We start from the raw sequence: 24892 nt of genomic DNA, 5'->3' as shown, positions 1-24892 counted from the left end.
AAGTTGTGTCACTAAAAATTAATGCGGTTCAGTGTCTTGTGTCACAATGACCAGATAGCATGAAATTTTTTGTTTGACCCTGCCGACCCCCTGGGGTAAAGATGAAAGCGACCGATGAAAAATTGGTCGCTTTTTTTGTTCCACGGAAGAGGGTCGTAGATGATGAAGAGACAAAAACGGGACCGTCTGGAAAGAGCTCGTGCTCGTGGTTATCAGGCTGGCGTGGTCGGCAAACAGAAAGAAGCGTGTCCGTATCAATGCCTGGATGCCCGTGGGCATTGGCTTGGTGGTTGGCGTGATGCCATGGAAGGGCGGAGCTCAGGCCTCTTCATGAAGTAGCCGGTACTTCATCACTCATTGCAAAAGGAAAGGGGCCATGATGGCCCCTTTACGTTGTTCAGTTTGACCTGAAGGTCAGCACTTAGAATGCGGTGGTGTCCTTGAACAGACCCACTTTCAGATCGGTTGCGCTGTAGATCGGGCGACCATCCACTTCCACCACGCCATCGGCGATCCCCATCACCAGCTTGCGGTTGATGACGCGCTTGAAGGTGATCTTGTAGGTCACTTTCTTGGCGGTAGGCAGGATCTGGCCGGTGAATTTCACCTCGCCAACCCCCAGTGCACGACCCTTGCCGGGGCCGCCTTTCCAGCCCAGGAAGAAACCAACCAGCTGCCACATGGCATCCAGACCGAGACAGCCAGGCATGACCGGATCACCCGGGAAGTGGCAATCGAAGAACCAGAGATCCGGCGTGATATCGAGCTCTGCCAAGATTTCGCCCTTGCCATGCTCACCACCGTTGTCATTGATCTTGACGATGCGATCCATCATCAACATGTTGGGGGCGGGCAGCTGACTGTTACCCTCACCAAACAGTTCGCCACGGCTGCAGGCGAGCAGCTCTTCACGGGTAAACGAGTCTTTGCCTTGTTCACACAGGGAAAGGCGGGCATCAATGGTGGTATTGTCTACGGTCACGCTGTTTATCCTTCAAATGGGTCAAAGCCGGGCCAATTTAGCGTACAGTTGTTCGCTAAACAACTCCGATCACTTCTTTTCTCACCGTCCGAACACTCGACCAAGCAGGCGGCGTAGCACGCCACCCTTGATGACGTCGGTGCCATTGAGCTCATCCAGCCGCTGCTGGATCCGGCCGAACAGGGTATCCGGCATATCCGGCTCACCGGCAACACACCCGGTCAGCAGCTCGATGGCCTCTTCCACATGATCCACCGGATGGATATGAAACTGGCCGGCTTCGACAGCTGCAATCACCTCATCGGACAGGTTGAGCTGCTGGGCATTGGTGCCAGGCAGCAGGATCCCTTGTTTGCCGGTGAGACCGTGGATCTTGCATACCCGGAAGAAGCCTTCGATCTTCTCGTTGACGCCGCCGACGGCCTGCACATTGCCGAACTGATCGACCGCACCGGTCACCGCAAAGTGCTGGTAGATGGGCTGACGGGCGAGGGCAGAGAGCAGGGCACACAGACCGGTCAACGAGGCGCTGTCACCATCGATTTCGTGATAGGACTGTTCGAACACCAGGTTGGCCGACAGCGGGGAAGGGTTCTCGGCACCGAACTTGTTGGAGAGATAGCCGTGGATGATCATCATCGCCTTGGCATGGATATGGCCGGCCAGCTCCGCTTTGCGCTCGATATCCGCCACATCGCCATCCCCGAGATGCACGGTGGCGGTGAGACGTACCGGCTCGCCGAAATCATAGGGATGGCCTGAGACTTGAATCACGGAGAGGCCGTTGATCTGGCCCACTTCTTCACCATCGGTCTGCAGCAGGATCTGGCCGTCGATGACGCCCTGATCGGACTGCTCGACCAGATAGTTGAGGCGGTAATCCTGCTCTTCCAGCGCGCCGCGAATGTGCTCGTCGGTGACGACGTCCGCTTCCAGCTCCCGTGCCAGGCTGTCGGCCATCCGCATGATGGCAGAAAGTTGTACCTCGGAGAGCGACAGCCACTCCTGGTGGTCGCACAGCCGACTGGCGTGGCGGCAAAGGGCGGCGAGGGCGGCCGGAGTGAAGTCCAGCAGCTCCCAGCGCTCGCGCAGCCAGGCCAGATATTGAAGATAATCGGGCAGATCCTCTTCGATGTTCACTTCGGAGACTAGGTCTGCGCGCAGGAAGATACGCTCGGACATGTCACGGTCCAGCATCTGGAACTCGGCCACATCAAGACGATCGCCGACCAGGATCAGCTTGAGCTTGATGGGGGTGGCTTCCGGGGTGAAGAAGGGGGTCAGGGTCTTGCCTTCCTGATAGGCGTTCCAGTCCAGCTCACCTTTTTGCATCGCATTCTTGAGCTTGAACCAGAGATGGGGCTGATCCAGCAGCTCATCCAGCTGCAAAATAAGATAGCCACCGTTGGCCTGACGCAGCAGACCCGGCTCCAGCAGGTGCTGGTTGGCATAAACCGAACCTTGCTCGGTCTGATAGTTGATGGAGCCAAACAGGGTATCCCAGTTCAAATCCCGCCCATAGATGACCGGCGCTTCCTGCTCTTCATGGTGGATCAGCAGGTTGATGAGCACCGGATGCTGGAATTCGAGCCCTTGAGCCACATGCGCCGCCAGATCGGAGAGGAAGTCATCGATCTTGGGATCATTGTTCTGCTTGCGCATGATGCGGGTGACCAAGCGCTCGGCATCCAGATGATGGCTCATCAGCTTGAGCAATTCGCCGACCATTTCACAGAACTCGAAGCCGGTACCGGGTTGCAGGCGCAGCCAGATGGGCTTGAACGGGTTGTTCAGATTCTCGGTGTAGCAGAGATCGAACAGGTCGCCATCCTTGCCGTTGGAGGCGGCGATCAGCGTTTGGCAAACGCCTTCATAATCCACCCCGGGAAAACCGTTGAGCAGCATGACCGGGCAGTCGCCATCAAAACTGGCGAGACGCTTGATGCCGGAAATGGCTCGGGGTTGCAAGGCGGCAAAAGGAATGGGTTCTAGTTCGCTGAGGGCAGGAAACTGTTCAATCGAAAAAACAGGTTTTAATTGTTCTGATGTTAATTCAGCCACTTAAGACATCCGGTCGGAGATAGGATCAATTGTTGCCATTATACACAGTTCAATAGGTGGTGACAGGAAACAAGATATTCAATTTAACATAATAAACATTATGCGCGGTTAGATCATGCCCGTGACTAGGGGCCAGAAACACCGCTGCCGCAAGGGCTACAGCCGTGCCTGCTCCTTTGGTGTACTTCGCCAGGATGTCGTACCAGGCCTTTTTCAGCTCTGGATCTGTCTCTCTGACGGCAGCCAGGCTTAACAGGACTTCCTGCACGTCCAGGCCGATTTCTTGGGCCAGTCTTTTTGCAGTGGCATCAGTGAGTTGCACTTTGCCAGTGGTCAAGCTGGAGATGTGCGACTTGGTAAAACCTAGCTCTGCGGCGACTTGCTGGTACTGGCTAAAGTTTTTGGCTCTCATGTAGGCCTGAATCAGTGCTTTAGAGTCCATTTGACTGTCTCCTGACTTTTTCGAGTGGGCATATAACACACCTATTAGGGCTAAAAGTCACCCGTTGTTAGTTAGATTTAGTTCTGATTCAATCCAGTCAGTTCATAATAAATCTGACCGACCTATGACCCACTGTAGCCCACAAAACCAGGATCTGCCGGCGCTCAACGAGCGCAAGGTCTACTGGCAAGCAGAGCCTACCGGCGATGTTTCCGCCTGTGTGGCCGGTCAGGTCGAGATGTTCCGCGACCTGCATGAGATGCGGATCTATCTGTCCATGACGTACCCCGACACCGCCTTTGAGCTGGTCGAGGTGACCGAGGACACATGGCAAGGCTTCTATGACCAGGGAGTGTTTTTCGATGACTGGTCATAGCTCCTTGATGCCGATAAATAGCGTTATCGGCGACAACCTGGATGTGAGCGTCGAGCCGTTGGTTATCGAGTTCGCTGTGCTCCTGGTTCTCTGCCTGCTGGTTGCACTGCTTTACTTGTCGGTTACCTACGGGGACAAGCAGATATGAAGACCCTGATCGACTATCTCTCCTTTACCTGGGCCCCGACCGAGCTGCGCCAGATGACTGAGCTCGCCAAGCAAGGTGCCCTCTTGAAGGCTATCCCCCGCTTCGAGACCCAGAACAAGGCGATTCAAGCCGCCTTTGCCGCCCAGCCGGTCGAGGGCTTGCGTTACCTGTGGAAGCGCCCTGTCGGGTTCGCTCCCCTCACCCGCTTTGACAAGGTGACTGAGCGCCTCTATGACAAGGCCGAGCGCCTGCAGCAGGCTGCTGCGTCCCCTGCCCCTGCTCGGACGTTTGACAAGGCCACTGAGCGGTTGAGCCTCAAGGGGCTGCCCAAGTCCCCTGCCCCGGTGCTGACGCCTTCCATGACCGACATGATGGAACGTGCCCTGCACTCTGGGTACCGGTCCCGCGCCGACATGCGCCAGGAGCTTAAAGCCGTCTGCGCTGACCTGCTCAAGTTCTCCCAGTTCGAGGTGGTCGAGGGTGCCAAGTATTGGGAAGCCTATAACGACCTTATCGACAGCTACGGCGTCCAGTTCCTGGATGCCCTCTGCTGCAACGAGATTGAACTGTGGCTGGAAGAACTCAATACCCGTATCGGTGTCCCCATTCCCGAGCCGCGTTTCACCATGCGCCCTCGCCGCTCCGGTCTGCACGGTTACGCCAACTCGGCTGACCTGCTGTGTGATGGGATGCCCTGCGGGCTGATTGGTTGGGGTGCGGCTAACCATGGCTGCATGGTGAGTTTTTCCGGCGTGGGTTGTGCGGCCCTCGATTTTCAGGCTTTGCACTCTGTTATCTCTCACGTGCCAGGTCTGCGCATCACTCGGGTGGATCTCGCCCTGGATGACTACAGCGGCAAACACATCACTTACCAGGGCGCGATTGCCGGCGCCGAAGCCGGCGAGTTTCACCCGCAGCGTGGCCGTGCACCTTCCTGGATGAAGATTGAATCGGGCGAGTTCGTGATCACCGAGGTTGCCAAGGGCATCGCCAAGCGTTTCGGCATGGTGCCGAGCAAGGGTTGCTCCTTCTACGTGGGCAGCCGTATTAACGGCAAGTGTGCGCGGATATATGAGAAAGGCAAACAGATGCAATCGGCCGAGTTCCCGAACTGGGTACGCGCCGAAGGCGAATTACACAATAAAGACAGAGTCATTCCGCTGGATGTCCTGGTAAACCCTGACCCTTATTTTGCGGGGATGTATCCGCAATTTGCCAAATGGCTGGATGCAGTTTGCCAGGAAGAAATAACACCGGTGCGTGTGACCACCTTTAAGAATAAATTCAAAACGTCCAGGGACAACGCCGTATTTAATATGTCCAGGATGGCCGGTCGCCTTGTCAATTGGTTAGCAAACATCGAGGGGCTATCCCCTGAGAAGATTGTTAACCAATTAACAGCGCACCTGGAAGAAACCGATATTCCAGCGCGGTTAAGAATGCCAGTTCCTCCTGACCTGGACGAACTGCCATTATTTTCGACCTAACAATGGTTCTTCAAAGGATAAATAATATGTCTCTGCTGACTGGTATTTTGGTTACCCGCGTTACTCATGGCTATGGCGTGTCCCGTAAATCTGGCTCGCCGGTTCCCTATGACTTTGCCCAGGTAGAATACCTGGCACCGGCTAATAACGTGAACAAGCCGGAATGCAATATCACCTCCTGGGGCTATGAAGTGCGCCAATTAGCCCTGCGCAACGATGCGGCCACTATTAAAGAGCTGGCCGACTGCCCGAAATTGGTGGCGGTGGATCTTGTCCTGGAAGCGGATCCCCAGAATCCGACCCGCAACGTGGTTGTTGGCTTCCAGCCAACCAAAAAACAGCCGGTATAACCACCGCGCCGCGAGGAGGAGGAGCGAGAGCGCGCAGCGAGCGACGACGAGGGCGCGATAATGCTTTGTCTAGATATTACCTCTGAAGGATATGCCCGCTTAGCTGAGGGGGATTCTTGTAAATACGTGCTCTTGACTGTCCAAGAGCACGCCAAATTAACGGATATATCGAGCTGGTTTGAACTGGATGTATCCACTGTGTCGATGGCCTTTGGCTTTGGATTATTAATCTGGGTCACTGGCCTCAAACTGGGCGCAATTGCCCGTGTCATCGTAAGTGCAAAAAGAGGATAAACGAGTATGAAAAACTATTTCCGTAATGGCTGTATCGCTGCTGTGTGCTCCCTGTCTACCGGTGCGGCCTTCGCCGAAGGTGGTACAGCCGCTGCTGATGCCGCTGCCAAGGCCCTGGACGCCACCCAGTCGGACGTGACCGCAACCTCTCCCAAGGTGATGCTGGTTGTGGCTACCTGTGTGGGCGTGGGCATCCTGATCAGCCTGATGCGCAAAGCCTAAGCATGTCTTTGCTCATCGGAACGCTGTGGTTCCTGTTCTTTGTGGAAGGCTACAGATCATCGTTTTCGATATGACACAAAGGCGGCTCCGGTCGCCTTTTTTATTGGGGGTACTGTGCGCATCGCTTGGCTTTTACTGTTGTTTCCGTTGGGGGTGTCGGCGAGCTGTCCTGTCGGGATCCGCCTGTCTAACCTGCCGATCTCTACTGTGCTGCCGTATTGCGTGAAATGGGAAACGTCCTCTTTGGGCGGCTGCTTTGTCGCGTGTCCTGGTATCTGTATTCAATCCCCTTCTGCCGGCACCATGGGGCCGATTGAGAGTACCGGCCAAGAGTGCTCTATGGGCGGTGGTTCTGATGGGGATGGTGGCTCTGACGGCGATCCTAATGGAGGTGGCGACAATGGTAGTAATGGCAATAACGGCAATAATGGTGATGTGGTTCCTAATTTGCCTAACGGTATTCGGGTAGGTGGTGACAAGCAGGAAATGACCACCGAGGCCTTGCGCCATGTTAATGAGACGCTGATAGGTGGCTTTACCAGCCTGATGTATAGTGCTGCGGGTGCTAATCGGAATGCACTAAATATTAATGTCAAAATGGATGACGTTCTCCGTTATATGAAGGCGACTAATAATGGTCAGGTCGGCATGGAGAACAGTATTCGGGAGCAGACGGCGTTAGGCTATAAGTTTTACGATGAATTTGTTGGGCTCAAGAATGCCATGATAAATCCGCAGGATGGGCCAGGGCAAAGCACCGGGGGGTATCGGGCGCTCAAGGAGTTACAAAATAATCTTTTCGGCCCTGATTTTTCTCAAACACATATAGGTGCAAACTTTTATGATTTGGTTAGGGGGTATCAATGGGATGTTTCCAGCATTAAAGATAGCACTCACGATTTGAATAGCACCCTTAATAACTTTTATTGGAATACCGCGCAGGATTTGCGAAATAACAGCATAGAGACGAACCGTAATATAAAGGCCATTGCTGAGGCCCTTAATAAGGGCAGTACGGGTGGCGGTGATGGTACGGGCGGCACCGGAAATGGCAATGAAGGCCCTGGGATTGATTACACGCAAATGCCAGGCTCTGCGCAAAACCCATTGCATGTGGCAGGGTCTGAATATACATCACAGCTCTGTAAAGATGGTGCACACTGTTTCTTTGACCTAGAAACCATTAATAAGCAGTTCCAGGAACGCAAGGATCAACTGAAGAACACCCATGACGGTATTAAGGATGATATGGTCGATATGTTCCAATATAGCCTGAGCGGGTCGGCGGCGGTGCCCAAGTGTTTTGATATGTTCTCGATGTTTGGCCGCTCTTATTCCGTCTGCCCCGAGGTCGAGGGATATTGGGAAATGATAGCGGCCATCATGATGTTCATCTTCTATTTTCTGGCGCTGATGATTGTGGCTAAGAGGTGATATATGGAATGGATGAGTGATTTCTTCAATGGATTTTTCAACGATATATATCAACTGGCGGTGCAGTTTGCAGCCTGGATAACGGTTAAATTGGCGATTCAGTGGGTCGAGTTCAAGATATTTCTACTCACTTTTTCCTGGGACGTTGCCAAGCAGATACTGATTAACCTGCAATTCAGCGACCTGATCTCCGCCTCCTTTAATAATCTGCCCTCGCAAATGAGGGGGATCTTGCTCTACTTGCACGTTGATAAAGGGCTGTCGATATTGACACAAGCCTTTGTGACCCGCTTTTTACTGAACATGCTGGGGTGGTAAACCATGTCTATCAAGATCCATCACGGTGCCCCAGGTTCCTATAAGTCGTCAGGGGCCATTCATACCGATGTGATACCGGCCATCAAGGCGGGCCGTCATATCGTCACCAACGTTCGCGGCTTTACTGCGGAACGGTGCAAAGAGGTATTGGGCAAGGAAGTGCCTGACGAGTTCCAGGTAACCTATATCGAGACAGAATCCCAGGAAGGACGCGATCACCTCGCCCGTTTTTATCACTGGGCGCCTAAAGGTGTTTTCTTCCTGGTCGATGAGGTGCAGCGGATATTTCCACCTTCCTGGCGGCAGAGTGATTTAGACCGGCTGAATTATCCAGGTGGGCCGGATGTGGCCAAAGCCGATGGCCGGCCAGAGACGATAGATGTGGCCTTTGATATGCACCGCCACCACAACTGGGACTTTGTATTTACAACCCCGAACATCAAAAAGGTGCACCAGGTAATCCGTGCTGCTGCCGAAACGGCGATTCGTCATACCAATATGGCGATATTGGGGATTGGTGGTCGATATAAGACGGTGCTTCACCTCTCTGATAACTCAGGTACGTCCATGAATGACGTACTGCAAGCCAAGCCATTTAATAAGGTGCCCAAGTATGTTTTCAAGCTTTATGACTCGACTACAACCGGTAAGGTCTCGGATACAATCGCGGGCAGCTCGATATTACGAGACCCTAAAATTCTGTTTATTCTGGCGATTTGGGGACTCTGCGTATTCTTTGGCTTCATCAAGCCTGAATATATTGATGCTCCTGCTAAGGCCGCTGAAACCGCTTCTGCCGCTGTTCCGGTTGCTGGGGCGGTGGGTGCTTCGCCCGCTGCTGATGTACGTCCTGGTGGCGCTCCTGCTGCGTCTGCTGCTGGCATCCTTGCTATAGGGCCGTTTGCCGGCTATCAGCTCATTATCAGCTGTCACATCCTGATAAAGGATCACCTGGGCGAGTATCGGGTCGAGTATTGCTTCTCGCTGCGCAAGGGCGACGATGTGCAGCCGCTCGACAGGGACGATTGGCCGGATGAACTCGCCAGGGTGGATCCAATGAGTGCATGCCATGCGGTGGTGAAGTACCAGGGGCAGCCTGTGGACGTGTACTGTGACCCCGAGGGGGACGCCCTGCGCCGGAAATACAATGCCACCCTCTTTGCGGGTGGCAACAACAAGCAAGCCCCTTCTGATGACCGGTCATAACTCCCCTCTCCTGCCGGTGGCCGCCTTTCTCCAGGTCGGCCACTGAACCCCAGGGGCGTGAGCCCCTATAAGGCGACACATTGAAGCCTATTGTCGGGAAGGTGGTAGGCTCGCCGAAACTTGTTTGAGGTGCTTCTGTGGGGCGGTGACACCCCCTTTCCTGCTAAACCGGCTTTTGAGGCTTTCCGGCTCTGAGGGATGTAAATGCGATAGCACCCTTTGATGTTGCGTTAACGCTTGAATGTATAGCATGATGTTAAGTATTCATCGTTACAGGTGTGTGAGCTAATGAATTATTATAAATATATGGGGCGAACTTCAGCAGAATGTTTTTTGAAGGATTCAACAATACGTTTTTCTCAACCAAAGGCACTAAATGATCCTTTTGAATTGAGTCCTGAAATATACTGTGAAGAATCCGATGCTAAGCTAGGGATGAACTTTCCAACCAAATATTATCTTACTGGACGTGAGTCTGTTGTAAAAAAATACCTTGTCCCTGAAGATAATTTTTCTAAAGGGAGTTTAATGGTTGATGTTAAATATCAAATAGAACAATTTAATACTAAGCTGGGCGTTTTGTGTTTAACTAGAGATCATAATATATTGCCAAAAAACTCCCTTATGTGGGCTCATTATGGTGAGTCTCATTCTGGAATTGCGTTAAAGTTTAAAAACACTTGCCAGTTTGTTTCTGAATCCCATGAGGTTAATTATGTAAAATCAAGGCCAATAATAAATGCAAAGATTTTTTTTGAAAATGCTGACATTTCTATTGGTGATTGGTTTTTTAAGTCTGACACATGGGCTTATGAGCGTGAGGTTAGATTTCCGAGGCATTTAGATGATTGTTTAAACACTGGTAATAAAGATTGTTTTGGTAATGACATTTACGTGCGTCATGTTGAATCTGATTTGCTTGAGTGCGTCTATATAGGGGCTAATGCCAGTGATAATTTGAAGCATCTGGCTTTAGCGTTTCACAATAGAACCGGTGTTGATGTTATTTATTTGGGTGTGGGCTCACGTCAATACTCTTTAATTCCATACAGTTACAATTCCCGTAAAAGCTATGACCATATGATAGAGAAAATCATGCGAATTCATCAGGAGAGCTTGGTGCTGTTTTGAGTCACTGGCCCCCCGTGTAGTAATACGGGGGGAATTCTACCTCTACCGTCTACACCTTCTGCCTTTTGACCACTCTTGATGGTTGAGGCTTTCGGCTTAGGCCCACTCGGGCGAACGGTTGAACCAACCTTCAGCTTGCTAGCTTGTCAGTAATCCAAGCATGCGCTTCATCTATTCTAAGGAAGTCTTTGACAACGTGATGCTTCAGTGAAGGGATTCGGCTTAATGATATCGAATACAGGGTTGGAGAGGATATGACATGCCCTTGAGCTACCAACTTGGTATGTCTTAGCCATTGGTGAAAGCCTTCTGCTATCTCAAGGGCTTCGCCAGTGCCACCAGTGTAGCCTCTGGCATCTATCAACAGTCCAAAAGGTTCATTTTTGATGGGCTCAATCATGGATTTCATTCCATTAACCCATGCTTTCATGCCCTCTTTGTTGAAAGTCCCGCTCATTTCGCACGAGATCAGGTGATGGGTTATTGGTTCTATTGCGAACTCACCATGTTCGAATCTCAGTGGCATATGACCTCCGATGGCAAGAAGATGTATCTTGATTCTCGCTCTACACGGAGTGGTTTGCAAATAGGTCTGATTGGGTAGTTTTTGCCATAAAAAAGGGGGAGTGCTCCCCCATGTGATTAACCTATCCCGAGCTTTTTCCTCCAGTAGAAAGCAGCTATCTGCTGTTCGGATCTCTCCACCTGGATGATGGCAAGTGCCTCTATCCTGCGTCTGTCGAACCTCACTCCGGTGGGTGACACAAGGCAATCATTCATCATTCTCCAGCCTTCCCAGTGCTTCCAGATAGTGGGTAACTCCCTACCCGATGCCATCCGCATAAGCCGTTTATAGACAGGAGGGATCTCTGTACCCTTATCCCAATATGTGACCTGTCTCACAGAAACGAAACATAGATTTGCCGTCTCCTCTTTCGATAAACCGCATTCAAACCAACGAAAAATGAAGTTTTTGGTCAACTCTCGTTCCATCCAAGTAAATACCTGATAAACCAGCAAAATTGCGTGGGCTGGCTTATCGGCAGGTTTCAGATGGGCATTTAACTAAACACGGCATTATGCGCGGTGTTGGATTGTGGAAGAATCCGGAATGAGGTCGGTTAAAAAACACGAGTCATCGTCATCACAGCCATGCTCCTGAACTTATCACTTCGTTATCTCTCATCTTTAAAGGCCTGGTCATGCAACCGATCCAGCGGTTTGTGATTGGCACTTTCGTGGCGCTCACTGTTGCCGGTGTGCAGGTACTTGGAGGTGGTATCGATGCTGTCGTGGCCGGCATCGGCTTGCACATGTGATAACGGCCGCCCGTTGAGATTGATGTCGTGGGTGATGCCGGTATGACGAATGGAGTGTGGTGTCAGGTTGCGCATCTCGGCGCCGTCCTGTACAAATCCATCTTTTTCTGCCAGCTCGGCAGCGGTCTGGATGACGCTCATCACCAGGTCACGCAGCTGGCGGATCCCGAGATTGGCGTTGAGCTCACCTTGTTCCCGACCATGCGCCGCAGCCTTGTGGCGCACAAACAGCGGAGTCTGCTCATCGGGTGCTGGTAATGGTGAGAGACCGAGAAACGTCCGATAGCGTTTGAGGGCCTCGAGCAAGGCATGGGACACCGCCACGGTGCGGCGCTTGCCGCCCTTGCTGCGGGGAATGAAATAGCCCCAGACGCCGGTTTTACCATCACGGCGAAACTGACCCATGACGGGGGTAAACCCTGGCCTTGCCGCCACTTCCGAGATCCGCAGGTAACAGGCGTACATCAGGCTTATCAGGAAGCGGCTGCGCTCGTGCTGCTCGGGTGATTCGGCAGCCAGCAGGTCGGCAGCCTGCATCACATAGGACCACTGCAACTCGCTGAAGGCCTGGCCATGGTCGTCCGGCTCCTGCTGAATTGAGCGCTTCACTCGTTGCAGTAACAGAGCCGGGTTGCGGTCCATGTACTCTTCCTGGATCAAGAACTGGAAGAAGGCAGATAGAATGGCGAGCTTGGTCTTCATGGCCTGTTCGCTAAGGCGGTATGGCAGCTCGCGGCCCAGCTCACGCTTGCCAAGGAAGGGTCGCCATTGAGGGTTGGGCAGTCGTTCTCCCCACTCCTTGTCGAGCACGAACTGGGCTACGTTGCGATAGGCAATCAGGGCCGCCGGCGGCGCCTGACAGTAATCGAGATAGCGCATCATGATGCGCCTAGTCAGATCCTTGGGGCTGATGCGCATTTCGCCGAAGCACCAGTGCAAAAACGTGGTCAGCTCACTGCGATAGGTTTTGTAGTTGTTCTCGCTGTTGCGCTGCTCCAGCAGCCAGTCGACGGCGAGTTCGTAGACCAGCCCGGCATCGGGCACATCGTTGAGGCTGAGGTTGGCAAGATATTGGTTGACCTGGGGGTTGCCCGCCTCCAGGTAGGCGAGACCATCGAACAGCGGCATGGCGGGTGGAAGTAACATAGTGGTCATGATGATGTTTGTGGATGAGAGACTCGGCTCGGGGCTTGCGTGATGGTGATGCCGATAAATGGGGTTATCGGCATCACGTGGGAATGGAGCGTCGATGCTGTGCAGCGAACAGCATCGCTATCAACAGCTGATGCTGCATAGTGTATTTATTCAATGTATATGCACCTTGGTTGGAAAATTTTCGGGGTTAACATCCATATAAATGCTTTAAAATTCTAATAAATGCATAAATTGAGGCTGTTTCATCCAGTGATGGGCAGCCTCCCCCATATCGTCCTCACGCTACACGCTTGAGGGATTTGTCTTTTGGCTTGCCTGCGTCATTCTGCTCTTCCTGTTGCTCCGACTTGCCACTTCCCTGCCCCTTGGCCCCGCGCAGCACGTTTTGCAGCAGATCGCGCTGCTCGGCCAGGTAGAAGGCCAGGCTCTCTTGCTGTTCAGGTTCAAGGCGAACGGGCGCGCCTGCCAGCAAATGCATCAACTCATCGGCAGTGTCCAGCAGCTTGTCATAGGCATCGGCCTCTTTTTTGCTGGCAAAGGTCATCTTCTCCACTCCCCCACGCACCACAACATATTTGATCTCAACGGCCATCGCGGCGTCCTCCTTCTGATAGTGATTACAAGTATATGTATGGATATACAGTATTGCAAATAACCCCATGCAGAAGTGTTTTATTGGCGCGCCGACGGGTGATTGCGCGCCTGTCATCACATTGATGAAAGGGTCATTTGACTTCCATGCCAAACTGGTCGGATGATTGGCCCATGACGATCACAAAGCAACTCCTGATCCTGCTGCTGGTTGAGGTGACGCTCCTTGGGGGCATCGCCCATCTGGTCATTGGCCTCTCGCTACCTCTCTCCATCTTGTTCGTGGTGGTGGCCCTGTTGGGGCTGCGCACCCTGGTGGTGTTGCTGACCTGGGGCTTTTCCCGCTTCTACCCGGTGCCTGTCATCGGTTGGCGAGAATGGTTGCCCATGGTGGGGCGGGAGATAGCCGCCTACCTGCTGACCTTCACCTGGTTGCTGCCGTTCGAGCGCTGGCTGATGGCGCCAGACAAGCTGACGCCCTCCCCCTGCCCTTGCTGCTGATCCACGGTTATGGCTGCAGTCGCGGCATCTGGCGGGTGCAACGAGCCAGGCTGGAGGCAGCTGGCCACACGGTGGCGACGGTCACCCTGACCCCTCCCTTCGGCCATCTCGACGACATGGTGCCGCTCTTGGCCAATCGCATCGACGAGGTGCTGGCCGCCACCGGTGCCTCGCAGCTGGTGCTGATCGGCCACAGCATGGGTGGCTTGGTGTGCCGCGACTATCTGGCGGTGGCGGGCGGTGACAAGGTGGCGCAGCTCATCACCCTGGCCACCCCCCATCAGGGCAGCCAGCTGGCGACCCTGGGGCTGGGCGACAATGCCCGCGAGATGGAGCCCGGCTCCGGCTGGCTGCAGCGCTTTGCCGCCGTGCCACTCTGCGTGCCCGGGGTCTCGGTGCGCACCAGCCACGACAACTTCGTGCTGCCTCAGTCCCGCCAGCGACTGGATGGCATGGAGGATGTGGAGCTCGCCGCCCTCGGCCACCTCTCCCTGCTCTACTCCCGCCGTACCACGGCCTTATTGTTGACCCTGCTCTCCCGCCCACAGCCGCAAATGAAAAGGGCCTGATTGCGCAGGCCCTTTCCGTTTTTGCTACCTCAGTTCGTTGTCGCTCCCCCTAGAAGTGGATCCCCTTGATCAGGGTGGAGACCGCCATCTGATCCGCCGAGGCCTTGGACTCGTTGCCCTCCTTGGGATCGGAGAAGGTGCGGAAGCTGGTGTTCATGATCACCTGGGCCACTCGCGGCGCCAGGGCATGGATCACCTGGCCAAATACCCCGAGCCGGGTGGCCAGTCGTACGTGCTTGTTGATGATGGTGTCGCACACCAGGTCGGCGGCCTCTTCCGGCGTCATCATGGGCACCTGCTCATACACCTTGGTGGGCGCCACCATGGGGGTCTTCACCAGTGGCATGTTGATGATGGAGAAGTTGACCCCCTTGTCGGCAAACTCGGAGGCCGCGGTGCGCACCCAGGCATCGAGCGCCGATTTCGAGGCGACGTAGGCGGAGAAGCGCGGCGCATTGGTCAGCACCCCGATGGAGGAGATGTTGATGATGTGGCCCTTCTTCTTCTCGATCATGGTGGGCAGCAACCCCATGATCACCTTGAGAGTGCCGAAGTAGTTGAGCTGCATGGTGCGCTCCAGATCGTGGAAGCGATCGAAGGAGTCCTCGATGGCGCGGCGGATGGAGCGACCGGCATTGTTGATGAGGATGTCCACCCCGCCGTGCTCGGCCACGATCTGACGGGTGATCGCCTCCCCTTGGGCGAGATCGGCCAGATCCCCCTGATAGACCTGCAGGGTCAATCCCTGCTCGGCAAACTCTGCCTGGGTCTCGGCAATCTTGTGCTCGTCCCGGGCGATGGTCAGTACCTTGGCACCCGCCTCGGCCAGCTTTCTTGCGGTGGCCTTGCCGATGCCGGAGGTGGCGCCGGTGATCAGCACCACCTTGCTTTCGACCCGACCGCGCAGGGTACGATCGATGAACAGCTCGGGGTCGAGGTGACGCTCCCAATAGTCCCACAGTCGCCAGGCATAGCTGTGCAGCGGCGGCACTTCGATGCCGGTCCCCTTCAGTACCCGCTGGGTTTCGCGGTTGTCGAAGCGAGTGGGATAGTTAATGAGCCGGAAGATGTCCTTGGGCAGCCCCAGATCGGCAATGGCGGCATCGCGAATGCGCCGCACCGGCGTCAGCGCCATCAGCATGGTCATCAGATGGCGGGGAATGAAGCTGAACAGGGCGGCATTGATGCGAATGGCGGGCTCAGGAGCATGGGCGGCGCGGGAGAAGGTGCTCAGCATGTCGCCGACCCGCATGGGATGGGAATCGGTCAGGTGGAACGCCTTGTTGTCCTCCCCTTCCAGGTGGGCGATGTGATCGATGGCATCCACCACGAAGTTGACCGGCACCAGGTTGATGCGTCCCCCTTCGACCCCGATGGCGGGCATCCAGGGCGGCAGCATGCGGCGCAGCTTCTGGATGGTCTTGAAGAAGTAATAGGGGCCGTCCACCTTGTCCATCTCGCCGGTGTTGGCATCACCGACCACGATACCGGGTCGATAGATGCGCCAGGGCAGCGTGCTCTCCTTGCGCACTATCCCTTCGGCCTCGTGCTTGGTCTGAAAATAGGGCATGTCGAGGTGTTCGGCCTCATCGAACATGTCTTCCCGAAACAGTCCGTCGAACAGACCGGCCACCGCGATGGAGCTGCAGTGATGGAAGCAGCGGGCCTGGAGCCGCTCGGCCAGTTGCAGGGCCTGACGGGTGCCTTCGGCATTGACCTGCTGCTGAATGCCCGCCTTGGCGTTGAGATCGTAGATGGCGGCGAGATGCAGGAAGTGGTCGACCTTGCCGATGAGGGGCTCCAGCTCGGCACTGCCCACGCCGAGCAGCGGGTGGGTCATGTCGCCGACCACGGGGATGGCGCGATCCGCCTCGACCCCCCAGTAGGCCAGCAGATCGGGTACCCGATCAAGATGGGCGGCACGCATCAAGAAATGCACCCGGCTATTCGGGCGCTGCAGCACTTTTTTAATCAGCCGGCGACCGATAAAGCCGCTGCCCCCCGTGATGAAATAGTCCATGGTATTTATATCCCTTACTGATTGGGCTGTTAGTTGCTGTTAGATATATCACGCTTTAACGCAAAATATTCATTCGAATATCATTCTTCGTGACCCAGACCAAAATTACCAGGGTTGCTTGTTCCGTTATTAGGTAGAACCCTCTATTTTTTCTCCATAGACTGAGGATGAAAGCCAAGTAATGCCACAACGAATATATCAAGGTTGTTGTCATTACCATCATCTATATCACGAGCAAGGAGATTGTCATGGCCAAAAAATTGAAAGCACTGGCAAGTTCGGTGACCGACAACCAACTCACCTCCACCATCAAGGAGTCCACCCAGCAGATCTGGTTGGCGGGTCTGGGTGCCTATGCCAAAGCCCAGGAAGAAGGCGGTAAAATCTTCGAAGCCCTGGTGCAGGAAGGGGAAGCCCTGCAAACCCGTACCCGCCAGAGCGCAGACGAGAAGATCGCTGCTATGACCGACAAGACTGCCGGTACCTGGGGACGTCTGGAGCAGGTGTTCGAGGATCGCGTGGCCCGCGCCGTCGCCAGCCTTGGCATCCCGACCCGCAAGGACATCGACAAGCTCTCCAAGCGCATGGCCGAGCTGACCGAGGTGGTACAACAGCTGATCGATGCCCAGGACCTGGATGACGTTGCTCCGGCTGACGAGGCCAAGCCTGCCGCCGCCGCTGCCAAGAAGCCGGTTGCAGCCAAAAAGCCGCCGGTCAAAAAAGCCGCCGCCCCCATCGCCAAGGTGAAGGAAGAGGTGAAAGCACTGGCAACGGAAGTGGAGAGCGTGGCCAAAGAGGTCAAGGAGAAGAGTGAAACCACGCTCTTCTGATCCGCTGACCGGCTTGTTCTGATTGCGTAATGATCCACCGGCCCATGCCCTCTGCTGGGCCGGTTTTGCATGAGAAGGGAGGCAAATCATGAGCACGATTGCGGTTGCCCTCGCCGGCGGGGGACCTCTGGGGGGATCTACGAGATCGGAGCCTGCGCCGCCCTGGCCGACAGTATCAAGGGGCTGCGTTTCGAGCAGGCCGATATCTATGTGGGGGTGAGCTCGGGAGCGGTGATCGCCTCGGCGCTGGCCAACGGCATCTCGCCGGACAAGCTGGTGCGGATCCTGTTAAGCGATGACTCCGGCGAGTTCTTCGACCCCTCCACCCTGCTGCGTCCCGCCTTCGGGGAGTATTTTGACCGGCTTACCTCGTTGCCACCGCTGGTGCTGACGTGTCTGGCCGACTATCTCTCCTCGCCCTGGAACAAGAGCCTGCTCGGCTCGTTGCAGGGGTTGTCCCGAGCGATCCCGACCGGCATGTTCGACAGCCGCGGGGTGGATCGGATCCTCACCCAGTTTTTCTCCCGCCCCGGTCGCAGCAACGATTTTCGTGAGCTTGCCAGCCGGCTGTTCGTCATTGCCACCGAACTCGATACCGGCCGTGCAGTGGCTTTCGGCAGCCCGGGGCTGGACCAGGTGCCCATCTCCGCCGCAGTACAGGCCTCGGCCGCCCTGCCCGGCTTGTTCCCGCCCTCGCTCATCGATGGCCGCTACTACGTGGACGGGGCGTTGATCAAGACGCTGCACGCCTCGGTGGCGCTGCAGGAGGGGGCCGATCTGGTGTTTTGCATTAACCCGCTGGTGCCCTTTGATGCGGGACTGGCCAGCGAACACCCCGCCAAGCTGGTGGACCGCGGCCTGCCGGTGGTGCTGGCCCAGACGTTTCGCGCCATCATTCATTCGCGCATGCACGTGGGGATGGATCGTTACAAACACCAGTATCCCGACGCGGATGCCCTGTTGTTCGAACCCTCCTCGGCCGACGGCGAGATGTTCTTTACCAATGTGTTCAGTTACCGGGATCGGCGCCATCTGTGCGAGCACGCCTTCCAGCATACCCGCCAGGATCTGTGGCAGCGACGGGACGAGCTTGGCCCCATTCTCGCCAGACATGGGCTGGCGCTGGATCTGAGCGCGCTGGCCGATGAACAGCGTTCCCTGCTGACCCCGGGCACCGGCTCGGTGGCGGCGCTGGATGCCTCTTTGACCCAGCTGCAGCACTGGCTGACCCGCCGCTATGGCAGCAAGGGTCGCCGGCAATCGAAGGAGTAGCATGGACTGCAAACCCAAGCGGCGTACGCGGGATCGCATCCTGGCCACCGCCCTCGCCCAGTTCAACCTGCTGGGCGAGCCGACCGTCACCACCTCCGCCATCGCGGCCGAGCTGGAGATGAGTCAGGGCAACCTCTATTACCACTTTCACAACAAGGAGGAGATCGTCAACGCCCTGTTCGGCGAGTTCGAACAGGAGATGGCCCATCTGCTCGATACCATTACCCCGCCGTTGAACGAGGCGGAGGACATCTGGTTCTTCTTGCACCTGATGTTCGAACTCATCTGGAAGTACCGTTTTTTCTACTACGACATCAGCACCCTGATGAGCGGCAACCACAAGGTGGAGCTGCGCTTCTCGGCCCTGCTGCGTCGCAAGGAGCAGACCGCCGCCGCCATCTGTCACAGCCTCTGGCGCAGCGGCCTGCTGCAAGGCGATGAGATGCAGGTGACGGCGCTGGCCGCCAACATCGCGCTGGTTGGAACTTTCTGGATCTCCTACCAGCGGGCGCTGCATCCGCGGGCCGATGCCGACATCGCGCTCGGGGTGTTTCAGGTGATGCAGCTGGTGGCCCCCCGGCTGCGAGCCGATGCCCGCGCCGATCTGGATGCCATTGCCACCCATTATCAGCCCGCCGCCACGGCGAGCTGACAGCATCGTGTATTTGATTGTGTTTTTAACAGGGAGAATCATATGACCACTTCACAGCCCAAATTGTCCGATTTTACCCCCTTCCCCTGGCCGGACGCGGCCTATGACTATGCCGGGGAGCGCCTTGAGCAGCATTGGGAGCGGCTGCACCAGGGGGATGCCGAGCCCTGGCCCGAAGATGAGCAAGTACAGGAAGCCTGGCGTGCCTATCACGCCGGTGATTTCGCTCGCGCCGTCAGCCTGGGGCTGGGCGCCGGCGAGGATGGCCTCAACGTGGCGAACAAGGCGCTGGTGATCCACGCCAGCTACCTGCTGGACGACAAATATGCCAAGCGCGAAGCGTTCGAGCTGGCCGCCAGCAACGCCGAGAAGCTGCAAAAACGCCAGCCAGACAACGTCAACGCCTGGTACTTCCACGCCCTGGCGCTGGGTCGCTACAGCCAGGTGATCTCGGTCTCCAAGGCACTCTCCATCGGCATCGGTGACAAGATCAAGAGCAGCCTGGAGCAGGCGCTGACCCTTGAACCTGACCACGCGGAAGCCCATATCGCCTTCGGTGCCTGGCATGCGGAGATCATCGACAAGCTGGGCGCCATGATCGGCGGCATCACCTACGGTGCCAAGAAAGATGAGTCTGAGCGTCACTTCAAGGCGGCGCTGGCCATTATCCCCCACTCCGCCATCGCCCGCATGGAGTACGCCAACGCCATGGTGATGATGTACGGCAAGAGCAAGATGGCGGCTGCCGAGGCGCTCTACGGCGAGGCCGCCGCGTGCGAGCCGCTGGATGCCATGGAGCGGCTCGACGTGGAAGCCGCCCGCGAGGAGCTGGCGGACGAGTAAGGTGCCATTGCCGCAATGAAAGAGGCCAACCCCTTGGGTTGGCCTCTTCTCTTTTTCACTTTTTTTCTTGCAGGCTTCCTTTCTTGCCGGCTCCTCGTCTTGCAGGAGTGGCGTGGTCAGCCGTGCAGCAGTTGATCCAGCATGTCGGGATCGTAGAGCAGGTCCGGTTCCATCAACACCAGCAACAGCAACTGCTCAAACTCCACGGCGAAGCGCTCGACGATGAGATCCGGGTACGGCACCCGCTTCTTGTCAGTGATGAGGCCGAGCTGCACCTTGTTGTCATAGGAGAGAATGGAGACGCCGACCGCGATGTCGCCGGCCTGGGGTACCCAGAACAGCGGCTGACGCAGACGGGCGCCGGCCAGATAGAGGGTCTGCTGCGGGCCCGGCACGTTGGTGATGACCGCGCTGGCCTTGGCCGAGAGGATGTCGATGGCTTGTTGCTGCACCGCCTTGGGCGCCATGCCCATCACTTCCAGCAGGTTGAGCACCACCGCCGGCTGCAGGGAGGTTTTGAGCGCCTGCATCCGATCCCGCACCGCATAGAGCCGCTGCAGCGGGTGCTCGATGTTGAGGGGCAGATCCAGCGCCACCAGTCCGAAGCGATTGCCCAGCGCACCCTTGTCGTCCGGGGCGCGCATGTTGACCGGTACCAGCGCCCGGATGTCGATGTCGGTCTGGTCGCCCTGCTCCAGCAGGTAGTGGCGAAAGGCGCCGGCAGTGGCAGCGATCAGCAGATCGTTGACCGAGCAGCCGAGTACTCGCCCCACCGCCTTCACGTCCGGCAACGGGATCTGTTCTGACCAGGCCACCCGCTTGGTGCTGCCGGTCTCCCCTTTGAGCCGGGTATTGGCGTCATCGGAGAGGGTGGCGATGGTGTAAAGCTCGGCGGTCACGTCCCGACTGGTCTTGAGGTAGTCCATCGCCTTGGTGGGATGGGTCAGTACCTCGACGTACTTGGACCAGAGGGCGCCGGTCAGCTTGAGGCCGGCCCGCAACAGGCGACTGCCCTGCTGATCGTGCTCCTCGTCGCCGTCGTCATTGGCCACCGGCTCGGGTTGTGGCCTGGGGGGGCCACCGGGCTCTCGTCCATCATGGTCAGCATGGCCCGCACCAGGGAGAAGCCGTCCCCCATGGCGTGGTGAAAACGCACCACCAGCGCCTGGCCGCCCAGAGAGGTATCCACCAGGTGCATCTCCCACAGCGGGCGCTGGTGGTTGAGCGGGGTGGAGGCAAAATCGGCCACCAGCCGCTCCAACTCCGCCTTGCCGGCCTTGCCTGGCAGGATCACCCGCTTGAGGTGCAGATCGAGGTCGAAGTCGGGATCGGTGCGCCAGTAGTATTCGCCCCCTTCCAGGCAGGCCTTCTGCCCGAAGCGCGGCTGTACCCGAACTGTGTGCAGCAGGCTCTCCCGCAAGATGGCTTCATCCAGCTGACCGTCGAACATCAGCACGCCGACGATCTGCATCAAGTTGTTGGGCCGGTCCATCCGCAGCCAGGCGGTATCGACACAGGAGATGAGTTCACACACAGACATGTATTATCCCTATCGTTTCGCGTTATTTGTCTCCTGCCGTCTCATGAATTGGCTGGATCAGGAGTGAATGAACAAATAGCACTTATATGTTGGTGAAACTGCACGGCGATTAATTCAAGATGATGTTTCATGACAAAAATGGAGGCAATTTCATGCCTCTCAAAATAAAACAAACAAAGTGTGTTTGGCCCTTTTAATAATAAATATCAGGCCGGGTAACGATAGTGGAATCGGTTATTTCATGATTGTTTATTGCGCTGGATCAGTATTTATTAGCCCCATCAGCGCCGGGTTGGGCAAGGCAGGCGCTGATCGACGTATTCGAGGATCTCCTGCTCCAGCACGCTGCGCACCGGCAACAGCATCAGGCCGAGTCGTACCTCCAGCGACAGGGTTTCGTCGGTGAGGAACAAAGAGCCGTTGACCCCGGCGCCACGAAACAGCAAGCGGGTCTCCTCCTCGTCTTCCCACTCGCAGTCGAGTTCGTACTCCTCGCTCATGTCCTGGGCGATGGCTTCGGCGGCCAGTCTGGCGCCGGCAAGGCCGAGCGGGTGTTGGCGGCTGACCTGGATGGTCGACAGGCTGCTGCCGGCAAGGGGATCGTATAGAAACATGCTAACTCTCTGAGCGATGACAACATTTATTGATATTAAACACATGAATCAAACAAGTGAAAGCCATTTGCAACATTTTTGGGACTCACTTAACAAAGCCTGTTGAGTAAAAGCTCCATCGATTCCGCCTGGGCTGCCGCCGCGTTACACTGGGCCGACAACTCGTGACGAGCCTCGGCAAGGTGCCGCCTGTCGTCATGTCTATCCGTGAAAGGCCATTGGAAACAGGTCAAGAGAGCCGCAGATGACCCAACAACAACAACCATTCGATGACCCGCAACCGGATGAAGAGAGTACCCTGGCGCGACTCTATCGCCAGCTCAATCAGGTGGCCGCGCTGCGCGAGCAGATGCGTACCCATCCACAGGATCAGCAAGACAGGGACGCGTTGCGCCAATGGCAGGCCGATCGACTGGGGCGCACCCATCGTGACCTCTTGGAGAGCAAGCGCTACGGGCCGGCCGCGCAGTTCTTCCTGACCGACCTCTACGGGCCGGGGGACTGTGCCCGCCGGGATGCGGACGTGATGCGGGTGATGCCGACGGCCGAGCGACTGTTGCCGGAATCCGGTCTCAAGGTGCTGGCGCAGGCGATTGAACTCGATGCCCTCTCCGAGGAGCTCGACTACCTGATGGTGGTGGCGCTGCGTCGCAGCGGCAGCATGGCGCGACTGAACGCCAAGGCCTATGCCCTCGCCTATCAGGAGGTCGGAGAAGAAGCGCGTCGCCGTCATCAGTTGCAACTGGTCAACGAACTGGGGATGACCCTGGATCGGCTGGCCAGAAAGCCGCTGCTTGGGGCGACCTTGAAGCTGATATCGGGGCCGGCTCATCTGGCGGGGCTGGGCGAGCTGTTTACCTTTGTCGAACGGGGTTATCGGGTGTGTCACCACATGGGGCGGGCCAACGAGTTTCTCGAGACCATCGGGAGCCGCGAGACGGCGATCATGCAGGCGCTGCTGGCGGGCGACGACACTGTGCTGGATTGATCTTGGGAGTCATGTAGGCTCATATGCAGTCAAACATGACAAAGCGGGCCGAGTGGCCCGCTTTTCGTTTATGGCAGTGCGCCGTTAGGCGAGCGGTCAGATCACCAGCAGGTCCATGAAGGCGTGCACCGGGGTGGCAGCCAGTTGCTTGCCATCCTGGCAGAGGGCCAGAATCGCCTCGGCCCGTTTGGCCGGGAAGCGGGTGGCCAGGTTGTGGCGGAACTTCTCCACCAGCAGCGGGATCCCCTCCTCGCGGCGGCGACGATGACCGACCGGGTACTCCACCTCCACCTTGGCGGTGTGGGTGCCGTCCTTGAAGAAGACCTGGATGGCGTTGGCAATGGAGCGCTTGTCCGCCTCCAGATACTCGCGGCTGTAGCGCTTGTCCTCCTGCACCACCATCTTGCCGCGCAGCCCATCGATGCGGGGATCGGTAGCCACGGCATCCTCGTAATCCTCGGCGATCAGGCGACCGAAGATGAGCGGCACCGCCACCATGTACTGCAGGCAGTGATCCCGGTCGGCCGGGTTGTTGAGGGCGCCGACCTTGCTGATGATGCGAATGGCCGACTCATGGGTGGTGAGCTCGATGCGGTCGATCTCGTCGAGGCGTCCCTTTACCTGCTCATGCAGCTTCATGGCGCACTCCACCGCCGTCTGGGCGTGGAACTCGGCGGGATAGGAGATCTTGAACAGCACGTTCTCCATCACATAGCTGGCGTACCCCTGATGCAGGGCGAATTGGTTGCCCTTGAACAGCACGTCGTAGAAGCCCCACTTGGGGGCAGTCAGAGCGCCGGGATAGCCCATCTCGCCGCTCATGGTAATAAGGGCGAGGCGCACCGCCCGGGAGGTAGCATCCCCCGCCGCCCAGCTCTTGCGAGACCCCGCATTGGGTGCATGACGGTAGGTGCGCAGGCTCTGGCCATCGACCCAGGCCTGGGAGACCGCATCGATCACCTGATCGCGGCTGCCGCCCAGCATGTGGGTCACCACGGCGGTACTGGCAACCTTCACCAGCACCACGTGATCGAGACCGACCCGGTTGAAGGAGTTCTCGAGCGCCAGCACCCCCTGAATCTCATGGGCCTTCACCATGGCCGTCAGCACATCGCTCATGGTGAGCGGCGCCTTGCCCTCGGCCACACGGGTACGGGAGAGCCAGTCGGCGGTGGCGAGGATGCCGCCCAGGTTGTCGGAGGGGTGCCCCCACTCGGCGGCCAGCCAGGTGTCGTTGTAATCGAGCCAGCGGATGATGGCGCCGATATCCCAGGCCGCCTTGACCGGGTCGAGGCAGAGCTGGGTGCCGGGTACCCGGGCCCCGAAGGGCACGACAGTGCCCGGTACGATGGGACCAAGGTGCTTGGTGCACTCGGGAAAACGCAGGGCCAGGAGGCCACAGCCCAGGGTATCCATCAGGCAGTAACGGGCGGTATCGAGGGCGGCCTGGCTGGTGATGGGGTGATTGCAGACGTAATCGGCAATATCGACCAGCACCTGATCGGGGTCTGGTCTGTGGTTGACGTCGACGTTGGCGGACATCGTGA

Annotated in this window: 23 protein-coding genes and 3 pseudogenes; 15 read left to right on the top strand and 11 right to left on the bottom strand. The window is 56.8% G+C overall.

What is annotated here, in order from left to right:
- Positions 1–159 precede the first annotated feature (159 nt).
- Positions 160–339, top strand: a complete 180-nt coding sequence (gene rmf, locus ACPDZI_RS10805) for a ribosome modulation factor (protein WP_438834512.1) — start codon at positions 160–162, stop codon at positions 337–339.
- An 82-nt stretch (positions 340–421) separates the two neighbouring features.
- Here the strand turns inward: rmf and fabA are convergent, their stop codons facing one another.
- From fabA to ACPDZI_RS10790, 3 genes are all read right to left on the bottom strand, one after another.
- The gene (gene fabA / locus ACPDZI_RS10800; protein ID WP_016350690.1) at positions 422–982 is read right to left on the bottom strand and encodes a 3-hydroxyacyl-[acyl-carrier-protein] dehydratase FabA; all 561 of its coding nucleotides are present in this window, start codon (positions 980–982) and stop codon (positions 422–424) included.
- Positions 983–1063: 81 nt separating this feature from the next.
- Complete coding sequence (locus tag ACPDZI_RS10795; protein WP_043122920.1) at positions 1064–3043, bottom strand: Lon protease family protein; 1980 nt, start codon at positions 3041–3043, stop codon at positions 1064–1066.
- A gap of 49 nt (positions 3044–3092) precedes the next feature.
- On the bottom strand, positions 3093–3485 hold the full coding sequence (locus ACPDZI_RS10790) for a helix-turn-helix domain-containing protein (protein ID WP_065477513.1): 393 nt from the start codon (positions 3483–3485) through the stop codon (positions 3093–3095).
- 124 nt (positions 3486–3609) lie between these two features.
- Between ACPDZI_RS10790 and ACPDZI_RS10785 the strand changes: the two genes are divergently transcribed.
- From ACPDZI_RS10785 to ACPDZI_RS10750, 8 genes are all read left to right on the top strand, one after another.
- Complete coding sequence (locus tag ACPDZI_RS10785) at positions 3610–3861, top strand: hypothetical protein (protein WP_029300906.1); 252 nt, start codon at positions 3610–3612, stop codon at positions 3859–3861.
- A 144-nt stretch (positions 3862–4005) separates the two neighbouring features.
- Complete coding sequence (locus ACPDZI_RS10780) at positions 4006–5496, top strand: replication initiation factor domain-containing protein (protein ID WP_194759835.1); 1491 nt, start codon at positions 4006–4008, stop codon at positions 5494–5496.
- Positions 5497–5522: 26 nt separating this feature from the next.
- Complete coding sequence (locus tag ACPDZI_RS10775; RefSeq protein ID WP_017408443.1) at positions 5523–5846, top strand: hypothetical protein; 324 nt, start codon at positions 5523–5525, stop codon at positions 5844–5846.
- A 300-nt stretch (positions 5847–6146) separates the two neighbouring features.
- Entirely contained in the window at positions 6147–6362 is a 216-nt protein-coding gene (locus ACPDZI_RS10770; protein WP_017408442.1) for a hypothetical protein, read from the top strand.
- Positions 6363–6701: 339 nt separating this feature from the next.
- Positions 6702–7796, top strand: coding sequence for a hypothetical protein (locus ACPDZI_RS10765; protein WP_438834511.1), 1095 nt, complete (start codon positions 6702–6704; stop codon positions 7794–7796).
- Positions 7797–7799: 3 nt separating this feature from the next.
- Complete coding sequence (locus ACPDZI_RS10760; RefSeq protein WP_010634000.1) at positions 7800–8114, top strand: DUF2523 family protein; 315 nt, start codon at positions 7800–7802, stop codon at positions 8112–8114.
- A gap of 3 nt (positions 8115–8117) precedes the next feature.
- Positions 8118–9320: a zonular occludens toxin family protein gene (locus ACPDZI_RS10755; protein WP_373881961.1), complete on the top strand. Its 1203-nt coding sequence runs from the start codon at positions 8118–8120 to the stop codon at positions 9318–9320.
- A gap of 288 nt (positions 9321–9608) precedes the next feature.
- Positions 9609–10451 carry a DUF2971 domain-containing protein gene (locus ACPDZI_RS10750; RefSeq protein ID WP_373881960.1) on the top strand — a complete coding sequence of 281 codons (843 nt, stop codon included), beginning with the start codon at positions 9609–9611 and terminating at the stop codon, positions 10449–10451.
- Positions 10452–10581: 130 nt separating this feature from the next.
- Here the strand turns inward: ACPDZI_RS10750 and ACPDZI_RS10745 are convergent, their stop codons facing one another.
- From ACPDZI_RS10745 to ACPDZI_RS10730, 4 genes are all read right to left on the bottom strand, one after another.
- The gene (locus ACPDZI_RS10745; RefSeq protein ID WP_373881959.1) at positions 10582–10881 is read right to left on the bottom strand and encodes a hypothetical protein; all 300 of its coding nucleotides are present in this window, start codon (positions 10879–10881) and stop codon (positions 10582–10584) included.
- 212 nt (positions 10882–11093) lie between these two features.
- On the bottom strand, positions 11094–11288 hold the full coding sequence (locus ACPDZI_RS10740) for a phage protein (RefSeq protein WP_265342902.1): 195 nt from the start codon (positions 11286–11288) through the stop codon (positions 11094–11096).
- A gap of 338 nt (positions 11289–11626) precedes the next feature.
- Complete coding sequence (locus ACPDZI_RS10735) at positions 11627–12925, bottom strand: tyrosine-type recombinase/integrase (RefSeq protein WP_323933021.1); 1299 nt, start codon at positions 12923–12925, stop codon at positions 11627–11629.
- 277 nt (positions 12926–13202) lie between these two features.
- A complete protein-coding gene (locus tag ACPDZI_RS10730; protein WP_270801023.1) occupies positions 13203–13517 on the bottom strand; it encodes a YebG family protein in 315 nt (104 codons plus the stop codon).
- Positions 13518–13690: 173 nt separating this feature from the next.
- On the opposite strand from ACPDZI_RS10730, the pseudogene ACPDZI_RS10725 reads away from it, so the two are divergent.
- A pseudogene (locus ACPDZI_RS10725) lies at positions 13691–14586 on the top strand (esterase/lipase family protein).
- A gap of 49 nt (positions 14587–14635) precedes the next feature.
- Here ACPDZI_RS10725 and ACPDZI_RS10720 read toward each other — a convergent pair.
- Positions 14636–16606, bottom strand: a complete 1971-nt coding sequence (locus tag ACPDZI_RS10720; RefSeq protein ID WP_438834510.1) for an SDR family oxidoreductase — start codon at positions 16604–16606, stop codon at positions 14636–14638.
- A gap of 248 nt (positions 16607–16854) precedes the next feature.
- On the opposite strand from ACPDZI_RS10720, the gene ACPDZI_RS10715 reads away from it, so the two are divergent.
- The 4 genes and pseudogenes from ACPDZI_RS10715 to ACPDZI_RS10700 all read left to right on the top strand — a co-directional run bounded on the left by ACPDZI_RS10715 (position 16855) and on the right by ACPDZI_RS10700 (position 20203).
- Positions 16855–17436, top strand: coding sequence for a phasin family protein (locus ACPDZI_RS10715; protein ID WP_024945221.1), 582 nt, complete (start codon positions 16855–16857; stop codon positions 17434–17436).
- 88 nt (positions 17437–17524) lie between these two features.
- Positions 17525–18708: pseudogene (locus ACPDZI_RS10710) on the top strand (patatin-like phospholipase family protein).
- A gap of 1 nt (position 18709) precedes the next feature.
- On the top strand, positions 18710–19360 hold the full coding sequence (locus tag ACPDZI_RS10705; protein WP_011706125.1) for a TetR/AcrR family transcriptional regulator: 651 nt from the start codon (positions 18710–18712) through the stop codon (positions 19358–19360).
- A gap of 42 nt (positions 19361–19402) precedes the next feature.
- Complete coding sequence (locus ACPDZI_RS10700) at positions 19403–20203, top strand: hypothetical protein (protein WP_438834509.1); 801 nt, start codon at positions 19403–19405, stop codon at positions 20201–20203.
- A 116-nt stretch (positions 20204–20319) separates the two neighbouring features.
- Here ACPDZI_RS10700 and ACPDZI_RS10695 read toward each other — a convergent pair.
- Positions 20320–21743, bottom strand: a pseudogene (locus ACPDZI_RS10695) (wax ester/triacylglycerol synthase family O-acyltransferase).
- Positions 21744–22024: 281 nt separating this feature from the next.
- Complete coding sequence (locus ACPDZI_RS10690; RefSeq protein ID WP_011706122.1) at positions 22025–22402, bottom strand: polyhydroxyalkanoic acid system family protein; 378 nt, start codon at positions 22400–22402, stop codon at positions 22025–22027.
- A gap of 199 nt (positions 22403–22601) precedes the next feature.
- Between ACPDZI_RS10690 and ACPDZI_RS10685 the strand changes: the two genes are divergently transcribed.
- A complete protein-coding gene (locus tag ACPDZI_RS10685) occupies positions 22602–23345 on the top strand; it encodes an FFLEELY motif protein (protein WP_438834508.1) in 744 nt (247 codons plus the stop codon).
- Between the two features lie 96 nt (positions 23346–23441).
- Here the strand turns inward: ACPDZI_RS10685 and ACPDZI_RS10680 are convergent, their stop codons facing one another.
- A complete protein-coding gene (locus ACPDZI_RS10680) occupies positions 23442–24887 on the bottom strand; it encodes a bifunctional 2-methylcitrate dehydratase/aconitate hydratase (protein ID WP_438834507.1) in 1446 nt (481 codons plus the stop codon).
- Between the last annotated feature and the right edge of the window lie 5 nt (positions 24888–24892).

Source organism: Aeromonas oralensis (assembly GCF_049665575.1).
GTDB classification, from domain to species: Bacteria; Pseudomonadota; Gammaproteobacteria; order Enterobacterales; family Aeromonadaceae; genus Aeromonas; species Aeromonas hydrophila.
This window is presented reverse-complemented; position numbering and strand designations above follow the sequence as displayed.

What these genes read in the sequence shown, in the direction of transcription:
- ACPDZI_RS10765 (WP_438834511.1), top strand. Translation starts at nt 6,702, where the DNA reads ATGGGCGGTGGTTCTGATGGGGATGGTGGCTCTGACGGCGATCCTAAT.
- ACPDZI_RS10755 (WP_373881961.1), top strand. Translation starts at nt 8,118, where the DNA reads ATGTCTATCAAGATCCATCACGGTGCCCCAGGTTCCTATAAGTCGTCA.
- ACPDZI_RS10775 (WP_017408443.1), top strand. Translation starts at nt 5,523, where the DNA reads ATGTCTCTGCTGACTGGTATTTTGGTTACCCGCGTTACTCATGGCTAT.
- ACPDZI_RS10730 (WP_270801023.1), bottom strand. Translation starts at nt 13,517, where the DNA reads ATGGCCGTTGAGATCAAATATGTTGTGGTGCGTGGGGGAGTGGAGAAG.
- ACPDZI_RS10760 (WP_010634000.1), top strand. Translation starts at nt 7,800, where the DNA reads ATGGAATGGATGAGTGATTTCTTCAATGGATTTTTCAACGATATATAT.
- ACPDZI_RS10700 (WP_438834509.1), top strand. Translation starts at nt 19,403, where the DNA reads ATGACCACTTCACAGCCCAAATTGTCCGATTTTACCCCCTTCCCCTGG.
- ACPDZI_RS10705 (WP_011706125.1), top strand. Translation starts at nt 18,710, where the DNA reads ATGGACTGCAAACCCAAGCGGCGTACGCGGGATCGCATCCTGGCCACC.
- ACPDZI_RS10690 (WP_011706122.1), bottom strand. Translation starts at nt 22,402, where the DNA reads ATGTGTTTAATATCAATAAATGTTGTCATCGCTCAGAGAGTTAGCATG.
- ACPDZI_RS10750 (WP_373881960.1), top strand. Translation starts at nt 9,609, where the DNA reads ATGAATTATTATAAATATATGGGGCGAACTTCAGCAGAATGTTTTTTG.
- ACPDZI_RS10740 (WP_265342902.1), bottom strand. Translation starts at nt 11,288, where the DNA reads ATGGCATCGGGTAGGGAGTTACCCACTATCTGGAAGCACTGGGAAGGC.
- ACPDZI_RS10735 (WP_323933021.1), bottom strand. Translation starts at nt 12,925, where the DNA reads ATGACCACTATGTTACTTCCACCCGCCATGCCGCTGTTCGATGGTCTC.
- ACPDZI_RS10715 (WP_024945221.1), top strand. Translation starts at nt 16,855, where the DNA reads ATGGCCAAAAAATTGAAAGCACTGGCAAGTTCGGTGACCGACAACCAA.
- ACPDZI_RS10770 (WP_017408442.1), top strand. Translation starts at nt 6,147, where the DNA reads ATGAAAAACTATTTCCGTAATGGCTGTATCGCTGCTGTGTGCTCCCTG.
- ACPDZI_RS10685 (WP_438834508.1), top strand. Translation starts at nt 22,602, where the DNA reads ATGACCCAACAACAACAACCATTCGATGACCCGCAACCGGATGAAGAG.
- ACPDZI_RS10680 (WP_438834507.1), bottom strand. Translation starts at nt 24,887, where the DNA reads ATGTCCGCCAACGTCGACGTCAACCACAGACCAGACCCCGATCAGGTG.
- rmf (WP_438834512.1), top strand. Translation starts at nt 160, where the DNA reads ATGATGAAGAGACAAAAACGGGACCGTCTGGAAAGAGCTCGTGCTCGT.
- ACPDZI_RS10790 (WP_065477513.1), bottom strand. Translation starts at nt 3,485, where the DNA reads ATGGACTCTAAAGCACTGATTCAGGCCTACATGAGAGCCAAAAACTTT.
- ACPDZI_RS10780 (WP_194759835.1), top strand. Translation starts at nt 4,006, where the DNA reads ATGAAGACCCTGATCGACTATCTCTCCTTTACCTGGGCCCCGACCGAG.
- ACPDZI_RS10720 (WP_438834510.1), bottom strand. Translation starts at nt 16,606, where the DNA reads ATGGACTATTTCATCACGGGGGGCAGCGGCTTTATCGGTCGCCGGCTG.
- ACPDZI_RS10745 (WP_373881959.1), bottom strand. Translation starts at nt 10,881, where the DNA reads ATGAAAGCATGGGTTAATGGAATGAAATCCATGATTGAGCCCATCAAA.
- ACPDZI_RS10785 (WP_029300906.1), top strand. Translation starts at nt 3,610, where the DNA reads ATGACCCACTGTAGCCCACAAAACCAGGATCTGCCGGCGCTCAACGAG.